This is a genomic window from Bradyrhizobium guangdongense (assembly GCF_006483445.1).
GTDB lineage: Bacteria > Pseudomonadota > Alphaproteobacteria > Rhizobiales > Xanthobacteraceae > Bradyrhizobium > Bradyrhizobium guangdongense_A.
In genome coordinates, this window is the sequence record NZ_PPPT01000001.1 from 16,181 (window position 1) to 29,408 (window position 13,228).

Sequence of the window (13,228 nt, forward strand, 5' to 3'; positions counted from 1 at the left end):
AGAATGCACAACGAGAAGACCACAGGTGGGCCGAAGCAACCGGCCTTCCCTGCGCAGTGGTTGGAACGGCTTATGGCGCGCTCTCCCCGGGGAGCGGTGCACTATTGCCCCCGTCGTCGTCGCGGATGACTGATGCGCGCGCCCGGTCGGGCCGCCTGCATCACCGCGAGACTTGACGCACAGATCCGGGCGTCAGGACCACACGCTTTTGCCGTACGCGACCAACGCCCGTCGTACCTGCTCGATGCCGGCGCTCACGGAGTGACCCGCCCTGCAACCGGACATCGCGCGACGTTAGCTCGCGTCCACCACCATCCGGCCCGCATGTCGTGACGATCGCGATACGCCCCTCTCCGTTGGGCCGGGATGGCGGTGATTTACGACGAACCGAAATTTCGGTCAATCGGAATATGTTTGAGGCGGCGCATTGACCCATGGCTGGCGCGATTTGCCTGTCGGGCAACACAAGAGATTGTGGCGCGCACGCAGTGCAATCCTTCCGGCGTCCCCGTCGCGGTGTTAGGCTCGGCGCCAGCAGGGAGCACCTGCTTCCTGCTTCATCACGAACGGGAGGACGACACATGTCCGAGAGCGTTTACAAGGTCATCGAGCTGGTCGGCACCAGCAGCACGTCCTGGGAGAAGGCCGCCGCCAACGCGGTCGAGCAGGCCGGAAAGTCTCTCCGGGACCTCCGCGTTGCCGAGGTCGTCAAACTCGACATGCAACTGGACGCCCAGGGCAAGGTGGAAGCCTTCCGCGCCAAGCTGAGCGTCTCGTTCAAATTCGAGGGCACCTGAACTGACGCAACCTCGCCCCGCTCTTGTCCGTCGAAGCCTGGGCGAAGGCGGATGCGGGGCGAGGTTGTGGCGTCGGTCTCATGACGCCGCCATCAAAGGTGAACCGCTTCACATAATGCGCGCCGAGATTGTGATAGCTTGCATCAAGCGAGTTCGACGCGGGAGCGAGCCATGGCGGCGGCATTCACGTTCGAGACGGTGGCAGGCGGGGTCAGTGAAGAGGTCAGTCTCGCGCTCGACAAGACCGGCAACCCCAGCGTCGTATTCTCGCAGGGCGGCTCGGGCCAGATCGTCGTTGCGCGGCGCAATGCCGGCACCTGGACGCAGGAGGTGGTGCAGAGCGCCTTCACCGGCATGGACAGCCGCCCTCGCATCGCCATCGATTCCCTGGGCAATCCGCAGATCGCCTACCGCGACTTGACCGGCGGCGACCTGATCCACGCCGTCAACCGCGGCGGGCAGTGGTCGTTCACGCACATCCCCACGCGACTGACGCCGGACCACCGTCCGGGCGGCGTGAGCACCATCGACTTTGCGCTCCATCCCGGGCGGCTGGATACCGAGAGCCGCGATGTCGCCTATTTCGTCTATGTCGATCCGGCAACCGACGGCATCGGCTTCGCTCATACCGGCAATCTCGGTCCGACGCCGGTTACCGTGCAGGACGACCCGAACGACCTGATGGTGTTCGGCGGGCCATCAGCCGCGTTCGACCCGTCGGAAGGATATTTCGTCGCCTATGTCGGCTTGTTCGAGACCGGCGGTCCGCAGGACGACATTTCGATCCGCGCGACGAACGTGGTCGATATCGAGAGCGGCACGTTCTCACCGCCGGCCGTGATCGAAGGCTCGCCGTTCATCAACGTCCGGCGGCCGACCTCGATCGTGCGGACCTTCAGCGGCGGGTGTCTTGCCTATTTCGACATCGCCAGCAAGACGCTGAAGGCCCATGTCATGTCGATCGGGTTCGCAAGGCTCGAGGCCGCGGCGACCAACATCAACAACATCGTCACACCGTCGGCGGCCGCGCAAGGCGACGAATTCCGCGTGGCCTATGCCGATAGCGACGGCGTCAAGCTCGCCTCGCGCAGCCGGACCGGAACCTGGACGGTCGAGACCGTCGACGCGGTCAGTGCCGGATCGCCCTCGCTTGCCTACGACAATGCCGGCAGGACCAGCATCGCCTATGTGGCCGGAGGCGAGCTCAAATACGCCACGCGTGCGCAATGAGTTCGGAAGGTTAGCAAGTTCAGACTGCATTCCCGCAACCAAGGGAGGTCTGGCAATGATCGACACTCCAAATCCCGCGCCTGCGGAAGAGCCGGTTCAGGCGGACCTTGCAGCTCCTGAGCCGCCTCCGCCGGCGTCCGGCTTCGCGAAACGGGTGGAAGCGCTCTTCGACCTGTTTCCATTTTTTGGGACCGTCTTCATCGTCATCCTGCTCGTGGATCCCGTGCGCAATTTCCTCTGGGACTCACGCCAGGTGACCATCCCGGTCGTGACGCTCGTCGCGGTCGTTGTCCTGATGATCCTGCTGATGCCGATCGGGCAGCGCTGGCTGAAGGAGAGCAAGGCGTCGACGCGCGCGGCGTTCTTCATATTCTTCCTGCTGGTGCTGGTGTCGATCGTGGCCATCGTCGCCTCGCTCGGCCAGCTCTACCAGTACACGGTGCTGCGTGGCGTGTTCCTGGCGGTGGTGTGCCTGCTGCCCGGCGCGATGTGGTACCTCTTCGTCGGAACGCGCAAGGCGAGCCTGCTCAACGAATATCTGGTCAATCTCGATCATCTGGGACTGTTGCGCCAGTTGCGGAACGAGGACGCGGCGATCCGGGGACGCCGCGTCCAGAGCTATCTCCAGAAGTTCGAAGCCATCTATGGCGAGCTTGCGCCGAACGTCTATGCGGATGTGCTGAACGGCCATCTCGGCAAATATTCAAGGGCGGATACCGGCGGCGTGACGACCCTCTCGACCGCGACGGTCCCGGTCTTGCTCGCAACGGTGCTGATCTCGCTCGGCTGGCTCGTGACGCTGCCGCCGTACCAGGCCGACGTCGCCTTCACCAACAGTCCGGGTGTGCAGGCGCTGACGCCGTCCGGCACGCCGGTCCAGCTCGCGTTTCTCGGCGCCTATTTCTTCTCCCTGCAGATGCTGTTTCGACGCTACGTGCTGGAGGATCTTGGCGGCAGCGCCTATGTCGCGATTTCGCTGCGAATCATTCTGGCCGTCATCGGCATCTGGGCCTTCACGGCGGTCAGCAGCGCGAACGAACATCTGCTGCTGCTCGCCGGCTTCGTGTTCGGCGTATTCCCGCGCGTGCTCTGGCAGGTCATGGAGCAGATGTTCAAGAAGGCGGCGGGCGTCATCCTGCCGAGCATGATCTCGCAACTGCCGATCAGCGATCTCGACGGACTCACCGTCTGGCACGAAGTCAGGCTCGAGGAGGAGGACATCGAGAACATCCCCAACATGGCGACCGCTGACATCGTCGAGCTGCTGCTGAACACGCGGCTGCCGCCGGAGCGGATCATCGACTGGATCGACCAGGCCATCCTCTACACGCAGCTCGGGCCACAGCCCAAGCCGAAGGAGGGCGGCAACGCACGCGAAAAGCTGCGGACCCACGGCATTCGCACCGCAAGCTCGCTGCTGTGGGCTTCGGCGGAAGTGCAGCGCCAGGGGAAGTCCGAGAGGTTCGACCGGATCTTGCAGGGGGCCGACGGCGCCAGCGCGATGCCTGCGCTGGAGGCCTCGCTCCGCACCAACTCGAATCTCGATCTGATCGAGCAGTGGCGCGGTACCTGCAATGCCCCGCAGCGCCCTGCGGTGCAGTCGCCCGCCGAGCCACCCGCGCTGCAACTGCCCGAGATGCGCGACGGCGAGTTCGATCCCAACCGCGCGGCTGCGGCGGCCTAAAGCCTGCTGGGAGCAGGCTTGAAGTTGCCGTGTTCGCGGCCGGCAGCGCGATGGCGCAACGATCACGAGGAGCCAAAGCAGCTAGATTGTTTCCGGTGCGAAACGGGAGGGGTTACCCTCCGACGTCCCGGTCGCGGCATCGCCCCGCGCCTGAGACGGCGTGCGACCGTATTCGCGCTTGAAGCACCGATAGAAGTAGGAAAGGTCTCCAAATCCGACGTCGTAGCCAATGTCGCTGATGCTACGATTCGAAAACCGCAGATCCGTCAACATGCGATGGGCGCGCGCAAGGCGCACGCCAAGCACGAACTGACTGAAGGTGAGCCCGTCTTCCTCGAACAGCCGGTGTAGATAGCGCACCGACAGCCGGTGTTGATGCGCAACGCCGTGAGCATCGAGCGCCGGATTTGCGATCTGCGCGCAGATGAAGTCCTTGATCGTCTTGAGACGGGCCGCGCGGACCCCGCGCCCCCGTGAGAGTTCGGCCCGTTCGCGGCTCGTGCCGAGAATCAATCCGAACAGGTCGTAGGCATGGCCGGTGGCGACCCGCTGCAGCTCGCGCGTCGTGTCGGATTGCTGCAAGCCGACCATATAGGCGCGCAGCAATCTGAGCGCCTCGTTGTCGGCGGGAACGCGCTGCAACACCCCAGCCGAGAAATCTCCGACCATCGGACGGATCGCCTGCGTCGGGACGCGGACCATGAATCGGCTTCCCCACGTCGTACCCTGAGCAACATCGGCATTCCAGCAGATGGTGGCCTCACCAGGCCCAAGTTGCGTCTCACGGCCCAGCTGCGATCCGACCCAGCCGCCAGTTTCCACGCACACGAGAACGAGGTCGTCCGAGTCGATCAGGCTGCGCGTCTTTTCGAATTTGAGCGTCCGTGTGGCCATGGTGACGAGGCCGAGCCCGTCAAAGGCACGCAGCGTCGCTTTTGCCCTAAACGGGCCCTCCGACACTGGCTGCAATTCCAGCTTCGCAACGGCTCGGCCATAGGCTTCGCGCCACACTGACAGTCGCTCGCGAGGAGCGAAATCCTCGGCCGAGAAGCGGGATGAGAGAATTCCTGACATCTGGGGTTTCCGGACCAACAGCGGCCATTTCGGTGTGTCTCGCCACGTTCCATTCGGTTCGACCCGGCAGCGGAACGCTGTGCACTCCCGTCCATCTGAATTGACCGCCCTGTCCACGACCGTGAAGCCGCAAACGAATAGGAACGGCGCAACGGATCGCGCCGCCAGCGCGGGCCGCTATAGTAGTTTATTCTACTGATCTGCCATTTACTAAAAAATTATTTCTCAAAACTCGAACCTCCCAGAATGTTCTTCGACAGAATGGCATTCGTCTTTCGGGCCATCGCGCCCATTACATCAGGAGAACGCCATGGCTACGCCGATCAAATGGGGGTCGGAATTCCTCGCCAACACCACTACCGTCAACGACCAGTTCCTGCCCGCGACCGCCGGGCTCGCGGACGGTCGGTTCGTCGTCACGTGGACCGACGTGAGCGGAATGCTCGGCGCCGGTACGGCCTGGGATGTTCGCGGTCAAATCTTCAACGCTGACGGCAGCAAGGCCGGAGCGGAATTTCTCGTCAATACAACCACGGCGAACCACCAGCAGATTCCCTCCGTCGCAGCGTTGCCCGACGGCCGCTTTGTCGTTGTCTGGACGGATGACAGTATTCCGGGCACCGGCGGAAACTTGACGGGGCAAATCTTCAACGTGGACGGTTCGAAGTCGGGTGGCGAGTTCACCGTTAACACGAACCTGCCCGGCAATCAGACGGATGCGTCGATCTCGGTGCTCGACGGCGGACGTTTCGTCGTGACCTGGGACGACAACAACCACGACGACATCAAGGCACAGATATTCGATAGCAATGGCGTCAAGCAGGGTAGCGAGTTTCAGCTCAACACGACGACCACCGGTTTTCAATACGGTCCCTCGATCGCCGGACTGGGCAACGGCAACTTCGTCTCGACCTGGGTGCAGAGTGATGGGAACGGCGACATCGTGCGCGCTCAGCTGTTCGACCACAACGGAAGCAAGCTAGGAGCCGAATTCCAGGTCGCCACCAATACGTCCGGCGACGAGGCGGCGCCCTCGGTCGTCGCGCAAGGATCACTTGGACATTTTGCCATCGCGTTCGAGGACTCCTCTAGCGGACACCATCAAATCAAGCTGGAGTACTATGATCCTCAAGGCGTCAAGCAAGGCTTCGGTGATCTGTCCGTCGACACGGATCAGACCGGCGACAATTATTCACCCGTCCTGGTGAGCCGGCCGGACGGCAGCCTCCTCGTGGCCTGGGCTCATGACGGACAAGGCCAGACCGACAGCATCCGAGGCCAGCTTTTCAAGGCGAATGGTGCCAAGGACGGTTCGGAGTTCCTGATCAGCCACGCCGATGTGAACCCGCAATCGTTGCCATCGATGGCAATGCTCGCGGACGGCCGAATCGCCACCGTCTGGCAGGCGAAGCTGTCCCTGGGCGATAGCTCCGGCTGGGGCATTCATGGCCAGATCGTCGATCCACGTGAGCACTCTTTGACTCTTGCCGGACACGACTTGAATGACGATCTCATCGGCACCACGCAGAATGATCAGCTCTGGGGAGGCGCCGGCAACGATCACCTCTCCGGCGATGCCGGAGACGATTGGTTTTCCGGGGGAAGCGGCGCGGACATATTGTCGGGCGGTACCGGCTTCGATACCGCCAGCTACAGCTCATCGTCGCAGGCCGTGACCATCAACCTTATTACCAACCAAAACACCGGCGGAGATGCCCAGGGCGATACACTGTTTTCGATCGAGCACGTGATCGGCAGCGCTTTTGCCGACAAGCTCGCCGGCAACGGCCTTGATAACGCGCTCGAGGGCGGGAAAGGACAGGACACGCTGCTTGGCAACGGCGGCAACGACACGCTGATCGGCGGCGACGGCGCGGACTATCTGATTGGCGGCAGCGGCAATGACGTGTTGCTCGGCGGTTCCGACACCGCGAATACGCTGCAAGGCGGCACCAATGATGACCTCTATGCGGTCGAGAACGCGGGCGACACGATCGTGGAGTTTGCCGGCGAAGGCTACGACCAGGTCCAAACATGGCTTTCAACCTACACCCTTGCCCCTGAGGTCGAAAAGCTCGTCTACACCGGCGGCGGCAACTTCATTGGCGTCGGCAATACAAGCGACAACACCATTCTCGGCGGCGCCGGCAACGACACCTTAAGCGGGCTTGGCGGCAATGACGTGTTGGCCGCCGGCGCCGGCGCAAACACGCTTGTGGGCGGGACCGGAGACGACATCTACGCGGTGGAGTCCTCATCCGACACGCTCGTCGAGCAGGCGAACGAAGGTTTCGATACGGTTGAAACGTATCTATCGAACTTCACCCTGGCGAAGAACCTGGATCAACTCATCTTCGTCGACAATGCCGACCACACCGGCATCGGCAACGCCGGCAACAACACGTTCGTTGGAGGAAACGGGGCGGATACCTGGACCGGCAACGGCGGTCACGATACCTACTTCCGCGGAACGGTCGGCGGGGGGATGGATGTGATCACCGACTTCGATGCGGCAAACGGCTCGGCAGGTCACGACATCATCGACTTGCGCGGACTGAACACGCACTTTGCCGACCTGGCTCTGACGGCCGTCGACGGTGGCACCACAGTCGGTATTGCCGGAGGTGGCGCCATCTTCCTTCAGGGCATCTCGATCAACCAGATCGACCAGGGGGATTTCCTGTTCGTCTGAAGGTTCGATGTTTACGGCGTCGGTGCACTCAACGAAATCGAGCATTGATGCACTGCCGCCGTAGCGGTGAACGTTTGGTTCAAAATGGTCCTTTTGGCGTCGTCTTGGAGCGAGGTTTGGTCCGAAGGCCGGCAGCATCGTTGCGGCGCTAGATCACTCCCACCAGCCGCAGCAGCACGCCCGCCGTGCAGGCGCCGCCGAGCACCGTGAGCATGCCGAGCTTGAAGCGGAAGATCGCGGTTGCGGCCGCGATCGATAGCACCAGCGCGGGAACGTCGATGCTGCGCAGGACCGGCATGTCGAAGGACAACGGGAAGGCGTGCACCGGAGTGGTTTCGCGGAACAGCGTATGAAGTGCGAACCAGATCGAAAGGTTGAGGATCACGCCGACGACCGCGGCCGTGATAGCGCCCAGTGCGCCGGCGAGGCCCTTGTTTCCGCGCAGCAGCTCGACGTAAGGCGCGCCGAGGAAGATCCAGAGAAAGCAGGGCGTGAAAGTGACCCAGGTCGCGAGCAGGCCGCCGAGCGTGCCCGCAAGCAGCGGCGACAGGCCGCTGGGGTCGCGAAAGGCGGCCATGAAGCCCACGAACTGCAGCACCATGATCAGCGGGCCCGGCGTGGTCTCGGCCATGCCGAGGCCGTCGAGCATCTCGCGCGCGCTGAGCCAGTGATAATGCTCGACCGCCTGCTGGGCGACATAGGCCAGCACCGCATAGGCGCCGCCAAAGGTCACGAGCGCCATCTTGGAGAAGAACAGCGCGATCTGGCTGAACGTGTTGGCTTCGCCAAACGCGAGAAGCAGCGCGATGACGGGCACGAGCCAGAGCGCGAGCCAGACCGCGCCGACCCTGATCGCGTGCGCCGTGTTCGGGCGGACGTGATCGGGCACGGCCTCGCCAAGCATGCTGTCGATCGCGGCGGCCTTGCCGCTTCCGCCGTGAGCGGCGGGCGCGAATTCGCTCCGGCCGCTTTTGGCGCCGACATAGCCGATCACACCGGCGGCGATGATGATGATCGGGAAGGGGACAGCGAAGAAGAAGATCGCGACGAAAGCGACCGCTGCGAGCCCGATCATGATGTTGTTCTTCAGCGCGCGTTTGCCGACGCGCACCACGGCCTCGACGACGATGGCGAGCACCGCGGCCTTGAGTCCGAAGAACAGCGCCTCGACAAAACTGACATTGCCGAAGATGGCGTAGATGTAGCTGAGGCCCATGATGGCGATGATGCCGGGCAGGATGAACAGCCCGCCCGCCATCAGCCCGCCGGCGGTGCGATGCATCAGCCAGCCGATATAGGTCGCAAGCTGCTGCGCCTCTGGGCCCGGCAGCAGCATGCAGTAGTTGAGCGCATGCAGGAAGCGCCCCTCGGAGATCCAGTTCTTCTCCTCGACCAGGATACGGTGCATCACCGCGATCTGGCCGGCCGGGCCGCCGAAAGAGAGCACGGCGACGCGCAGCCAGACGCGGAAGGCCTCTTCGAAGCTGACGCCGTGACCGGCATCAGCTCCCTTCGTTTCAATCCGCGTATCCATTACGCTTTCGCCTTGCCGGTCGGCCAATTGTGGGTCTCCGTGGTGGCATCGCGACACCAGCGATAGAAGGCATCGTAAAGCAGCATGCCGGCCTCGAGCTGTTCGAGATCGTCGTCAAACATCCTGGACAGGCCGAGCGAGGCCGCGAGCAGGCCCGGCGCTTCGGGCGCCAGATCCGGCCGTGCGGTGTCGGCGCCACGCACCAGCGTCGCGAGACGGAGCAGTGGCGGCGTCGCAAGGCCAAATTCCTCGACCATGACGTCGAAGGTGCAGAGCTCGCCGCGGTGGCTCCAGAACACGTTCTCGATATCGAAGGGCGCGGCGTTGAAGCGCTCGCCGACGGCGACCACCTCGGACGGCGACACGAACAGGAACACCGCATTGGGATCGACGAAGCGGCGGATCAGCCAGGGGCAGGCGATGCGGTCCACCTTGGGCCGCGCGCGCGTCACCCAGACGGTGCGCCCCTTGGCATCGCGGGGCGGCAATTTCTTGCTGTCGATCAGCGGGAGTTTGGCGTCTTTCCAGCCTTCAAAACCGCCATCCAGCGTTTCGGCCTGGACGCCGAGCTGGCGGAGCCAGGCCGCGGTGCCCTGGGCGAGTTTTGCCCCGCGCAGGCAGGCGATGATGGCCGAGCGGCCTTCGAGCTCCTCGCCCCAGGCCGGGACGTCCTCGTGGCTGCGTTTGATGGAGCCGGGGATCAGCCGCGGGTCGGCGGCAAAATCCTCGGCCGTGCGCACGTCGATCAGCAGCGGCGCGTTCGCCGTGCCGATGAGACGTGCGAGCTTGTCAGAAGATATCGTCGTGAAAGAAGACATGATGCGCCCTCGTGAAGAGACGGGACGCGATTCTTGGGCTGGCGCCTCACGGGGAGATCGCTTCAATCCCCATGTCCGCCATTACACCGAAACCGCGCGGGCCTGTCAATCCGCCCGTTTCGAAGCCCACAAACGTTAGAAACGTAAGCCGGTCGGGCCTATATTGCGGGGAAAGGAATCCACTCCGGAGACGGTCGCCGATGCATTCCCATTCCATCGATCAATGGACGCATGAGCATGCGTTCCTCGGAGACAAGCACGACGAGAACGAGCGGCGCACCTGGTTCGTGGTGGCGCTGACGCTCGTGATGATGGTGGCCGAAATCGTGGCCGGCTCCCTGTTCGGTTCGATGGCGCTGCTCGCCGACGGCTGGCACATGGGCACGCATGCCGCAGCACTCGGCATCGCCGCATTCGCCTATCGCTTCGCGCGCCGGCATCTGGGGAACGCGCATTTCACCTTCGGCACGGGCAAGTTCGGCGATCTCGCGGCCTTCGCCAGCGCCATCATCCTCGGCGTGATCGCGGTCGAGATCGCCTATGAGAGCGTGCTGCGGCTGATCACGCCGGTGCCGATCGTCTATGGCGAGGCGATTGCGGTCGCCGTGCTCGGGCTCTGCGTCAATCTCGCCAGCGCCTTCATGCTGCGCGACAGCCATCACCATGATCACGGGCACGGCCATGCGCATGGTCATGACGATCACGACCATGATCACCACCACCATCATCACGACAACAATCTGCGCGCGGCCTATGTCCACGTCATGGCCGATGCGGCGACCTCGGTGCTGGCGATCGCGGCCCTTCTGGTCGCGATGTATTCGGGTTGGGTGTGGGCGGATCCCGCGGTCGGCCTGATCGGCAGCGTCGTCATCGCGAGCTGGGCGTTCGGCCTGGTCAAGGCCTCGGGCGCCGTGCTGCTCGACGTCCGCGCCGACGAGAAGATGGAACGGGTGATCCGCGCCCGCATGGAGGTCGGCGAGGACCGCGTCACCGATCTGCATCTCTGGCAGGTCGGCCCCGGCCATCGCGCCGTGCTGGTGTCGCTGGTCTCGGACAAGCCGAAACAGCCGGCGGTCTACAAGAAGCGGCTCGCCGGGCTGAAGGGCCTGAGCCACGTCACCGTCGAGGTCGAAACCTGTCCGCACTAGAGAGGAAGCAGATGACACGCTCCATCCGACTGACGCTTGCTGCCATCGCACTGCTGTGCTCCGCAACCGCTTCATTTGCGGCGTCCGGCGTCGAGCGCCTCTATATTCTCAATTGCGGGGAGGGGGTCGCCGGCGATATCTCGCGCTGGACGCCCGGGTTGAACGAAGGCAAGTCGATGGACTTTGTCGACAGTTGCTATCTGATCAAGCACGCCCAGGGCTGGTTCCTGTGGGACACGGGCATTTCCGATGCGGTCGCCGCGATGCCGAACGGGCTGGTGCCTGCAGATCCCAAGGCCATCACCTGGCGGCGGCCGAAGACGCTCGCCGCGCAGCTCGACCAGCTCGGCGTCAAGCCTGCCGACCTGAAGGGCATGGCGGTCTCGCATACGCATCCCGATCACACCGGCAATGTCGAGATGTTTCCCTCCACCATGCTCTATGTGCAGAAGGCCGAGTATGAATGGCCCGGTGCGAACAACGAGCCGCGCTTCAAGCCTTCGCATCCCGTCACGATGCTGACGGGCGATCGGGATGTGTTCGGCGATGGCAGCGTGATGATCCTGTCGACACCGGGCCATACGCCCGGACATCAATCGCTGCTGGTGAAACTACCGAAGACCGGTGCCGTGGTGCTGTCCGGCGACGCGGCTCATTTCAAGGACAATTGGGATAATCGCCGCGTTCCCTCGATGAACGTCAGCAAGGACCAGACGACCGCCTCCATGCAGAAGATCGCCGACACAATGACGGTGGAAAAGGCGCAGCTCTGGATCAATCACGACAAGGCGCAGCGCGACGGCCAGAAGCTGGCGCCGGAGTTTTACGACTGACGCCTGGGATTACGATCCGGCTCCTGCCACCACGCTGTCAGCAGCGCGGGGCTAGATAACCCCGGAAGTGTCCTCCGGAGGAGACGGTCTTGGGGGAGTGGGTCGGGGTTGCGATCGCCATCGTCTCGTCCGGCCTCGGCGGCACGGCCGCCGCGGTCACGCGCTATCTCGTCCTCGGCGCGGATCCGGTGCTGCTCGCGATTTTGCGCTGGGGCATCGGCTTTCTCTGCCTGCTGCCGACCGCGCTGCTGCTTCGTGTGCGCTGGCCCTCGGTGCAAGACCTCCCAAAGGTCCTGCTGCTCGGCATCTGCTTCTTCGGCCTGTTCTTCATCCTCTACAACATCGCGATCGGCTACACGACCGCGGCGCGGGCGAGCCTCGCGCTCGCGACGCTGCCACTGCACACCATGGTGGTCGGCGCGCTGCTCGGTGTCGAGCGACTGACGCTGCGCAAGGTGGTGGGCGTCAGCATCGCCGTGCTGGGTGTGGTGGCGGCACTCGCGGCCGGTCTTGCGGAGAGCCCGGAGGATGCCTGGCGCGGCGAGCTGATCATGACCGGCGCCGTATTCTGCATGGCCTTCTACAATGTGCTGTCGCGCCCCCTGATGCAGCGCTCGAGCGCGCTCGGTTTCCTCACGGTCGGGATGGGCGCAGGTGCCGCTGTCCTGCTTGTCGCCGGAGCGCTCAAGGGCAGCTATGCGGCGCTGGGCGGTTTTACGGGCGCGCAGTGGACCGCCGGTGCCTATCTCGGCGTCGCCGGTGGTGCGCTCGCCTTTATCCTGTGGGTCAAGGCGCTGGAGCGGGCGAGCCCGACGCGCGTTACCAACACGATGACGGTCAATCCGATCGCGGCGGCAAGTCTTGCGGCGCTCTTGGTCGGCGAGCCGATCAGGGCCAGTCTTGTGGTCGGGCTGGTCGCCGTCTTCGCCGGCATCTGGATCGCGACCAGTCAGGCGAAGAGCACCTGACGTCAGCTTCGCGGTGCCGCCACCGGCGGCGAAACGCTCTCAGGCGTCTTCTTCGGCTTCATCGTGCCGGCATAGAGTGACAGCAAAAACACCAGCGCCACGGCGACGAGATAGACGCCATAGGCTTGCGGCGGCGTGGTGGCCCATGAGGCGAAGCGCTTGAGAGCGCCGGGGGGATTGGACTTGTCGGTCATGTCCTGCTTTTGCGCGAAAGTTCCACGCAAGGAAAGACCAATCTAGGCCGGCTTGCGTTCCTGTCGGATCAGGAACAGCGCGGCCAGCGCGGCAAGGCTCAGCGCCGAGGACACGATCAGCACCTTCGTGCCCATCACGTCGATCAAGAGGCCAAAGGCGAGCGGCGCCACCGCCTGCGCCATCCGCGCCGGCGCGCCGATGATGCCGAGCCGGTAGCCGTAATCCTTGGGGCCGAAGATCGACAGCGGCAGC

At 63.8% G+C, this 13,228-nt stretch carries 11 protein-coding genes and 1 pseudogene; 7 read left to right on the forward strand and 5 right to left on the reverse strand.

Features of this window, described 5'->3' with window-relative positions; translation table 11 throughout:
- Positions 1 to 581: 581 nt before the first annotated feature.
- The 3 genes from C2U70_RS00100 (at position 582) to C2U70_RS00110 (ending at position 3,711) form a co-directional block, all read left to right on the forward strand.
- Positions 582 to 797, forward strand: coding sequence for a dodecin family protein (locus C2U70_RS00100; RefSeq protein WP_140975826.1), 216 nt, complete (start codon positions 582 to 584; stop codon positions 795 to 797).
- Between the two features lie 171 nt (positions 798 to 968).
- Positions 969 to 2,027 (forward strand): hypothetical protein, encoded by a 1,059-nt coding sequence (locus tag C2U70_RS00105; RefSeq protein ID WP_140975827.1) that lies wholly within the window; start codon positions 969 to 971, stop codon positions 2,025 to 2,027.
- Between the two features lie 55 nt (positions 2,028 to 2,082).
- On the forward strand, positions 2,083 to 3,711 hold the full coding sequence (locus C2U70_RS00110; protein WP_140975828.1) for a hypothetical protein: 1,629 nt from the start codon (positions 2,083 to 2,085) through the stop codon (positions 3,709 to 3,711).
- A gap of 81 nt (positions 3,712 to 3,792) precedes the next feature.
- On the opposite strand, the gene C2U70_RS00115 is transcribed toward C2U70_RS00110, so the two are convergent.
- Positions 3,793 to 4,785, reverse strand: coding sequence for an AraC family transcriptional regulator (locus C2U70_RS00115; protein ID WP_140975829.1), 993 nt, complete (start codon positions 4,783 to 4,785; stop codon positions 3,793 to 3,795).
- A 310-nt stretch (positions 4,786 to 5,095) separates the two neighbouring features.
- Here C2U70_RS00115 and C2U70_RS00120 point away from each other — a divergent pair, with 310 nt between their 5' ends.
- Positions 5,096 to 7,477 carry a calcium-binding protein gene (locus C2U70_RS00120; protein ID WP_140975830.1) on the forward strand — a complete coding sequence of 794 codons (2,382 nt, stop codon included), beginning with the start codon at positions 5,096 to 5,098 and terminating at the stop codon, positions 7,475 to 7,477.
- A gap of 148 nt (positions 7,478 to 7,625) precedes the next feature.
- Here the strand turns inward: C2U70_RS00120 and chrA are convergent, their stop codons facing one another.
- The gene (chrA, locus tag C2U70_RS00125; protein WP_140975831.1) at positions 7,626 to 9,011 is read right to left on the reverse strand and encodes a chromate efflux transporter; all 1,386 of its coding nucleotides are present in this window, start codon (positions 9,009 to 9,011) and stop codon (positions 7,626 to 7,628) included.
- Positions 9,011 to 9,829: a chromate resistance protein ChrB domain-containing protein gene (locus C2U70_RS00130; RefSeq protein WP_140975832.1), complete on the reverse strand. Its 819-nt coding sequence runs from the start codon at positions 9,827 to 9,829 to the stop codon at positions 9,011 to 9,013. Before C2U70_RS00130 ends, chrA begins: the two co-directional genes overlap by 1 nt.
- A 200-nt stretch (positions 9,830 to 10,029) precedes the next feature.
- Here C2U70_RS00130 and dmeF point away from each other — a divergent pair, with 200 nt between their 5' ends.
- The 3 genes from dmeF to C2U70_RS00145 all read left to right on the forward strand — a co-directional run bounded on the left by dmeF (position 10,030) and on the right by C2U70_RS00145 (position 12,781).
- On the forward strand, positions 10,030 to 10,980 hold the full coding sequence (gene dmeF, locus C2U70_RS00135; RefSeq protein ID WP_140975833.1) for a CDF family Co(II)/Ni(II) efflux transporter DmeF: 951 nt from the start codon (positions 10,030 to 10,032) through the stop codon (positions 10,978 to 10,980).
- 11 nt (positions 10,981 to 10,991) lie between these two features.
- Entirely contained in the window at positions 10,992 to 11,813 is an 822-nt protein-coding gene (locus tag C2U70_RS00140) for an N-acyl homoserine lactonase family protein (protein WP_140975834.1), read from the forward strand.
- 89 nt (positions 11,814 to 11,902) lie between these two features.
- Positions 11,903 to 12,781, forward strand: coding sequence for a DMT family transporter (locus C2U70_RS00145; protein ID WP_140975835.1), 879 nt, complete (start codon positions 11,903 to 11,905; stop codon positions 12,779 to 12,781).
- Between the two features lie 2 nt (positions 12,782 to 12,783).
- On the opposite strand, the gene C2U70_RS00150 is transcribed toward C2U70_RS00145, so the two are convergent.
- Positions 12,784 to 12,975 carry a hypothetical protein gene (locus tag C2U70_RS00150; RefSeq protein WP_140975836.1) on the reverse strand — a complete coding sequence of 64 codons (192 nt, stop codon included), beginning with the start codon at positions 12,973 to 12,975 and terminating at the stop codon, positions 12,784 to 12,786.
- Positions 12,976 to 13,017: 42 nt separating this feature from the next.
- Positions 13,018 to 13,228, reverse strand: a pseudogene (locus C2U70_RS00155) (MFS transporter); the annotation flags it as partial.

Coding starts and splice junctions, on each gene's coding strand:
- C2U70_RS00100 (WP_140975826.1), top strand. CDS start 582: ATGTCCGAGAGCGTTTACAAGGTCATCGAGCTGGTCGGCACCAGCAGC.
- C2U70_RS00105 (WP_140975827.1), top strand. CDS start 969: ATGGCGGCGGCATTCACGTTCGAGACGGTGGCAGGCGGGGTCAGTGAA.
- C2U70_RS00110 (WP_140975828.1), top strand. CDS start 2,083: ATGATCGACACTCCAAATCCCGCGCCTGCGGAAGAGCCGGTTCAGGCG.
- C2U70_RS00115 (WP_140975829.1), bottom strand. CDS start 4,785: ATGTCAGGAATTCTCTCATCCCGCTTCTCGGCCGAGGATTTCGCTCCT.
- C2U70_RS00120 (WP_140975830.1), top strand. CDS start 5,096: ATGGCTACGCCGATCAAATGGGGGTCGGAATTCCTCGCCAACACCACT.
- chrA (WP_140975831.1), bottom strand. CDS start 9,011: ATGGATACGCGGATTGAAACGAAGGGAGCTGATGCCGGTCACGGCGTC.
- C2U70_RS00130 (WP_140975832.1), bottom strand. CDS start 9,829: ATGTCTTCTTTCACGACGATATCTTCTGACAAGCTCGCACGTCTCATC.
- dmeF (WP_140975833.1), top strand. CDS start 10,030: ATGCATTCCCATTCCATCGATCAATGGACGCATGAGCATGCGTTCCTC.
- C2U70_RS00140 (WP_140975834.1), top strand. CDS start 10,992: ATGACACGCTCCATCCGACTGACGCTTGCTGCCATCGCACTGCTGTGC.
- C2U70_RS00150 (WP_140975836.1), bottom strand. CDS start 12,975: ATGACCGACAAGTCCAATCCCCCCGGCGCTCTCAAGCGCTTCGCCTCA.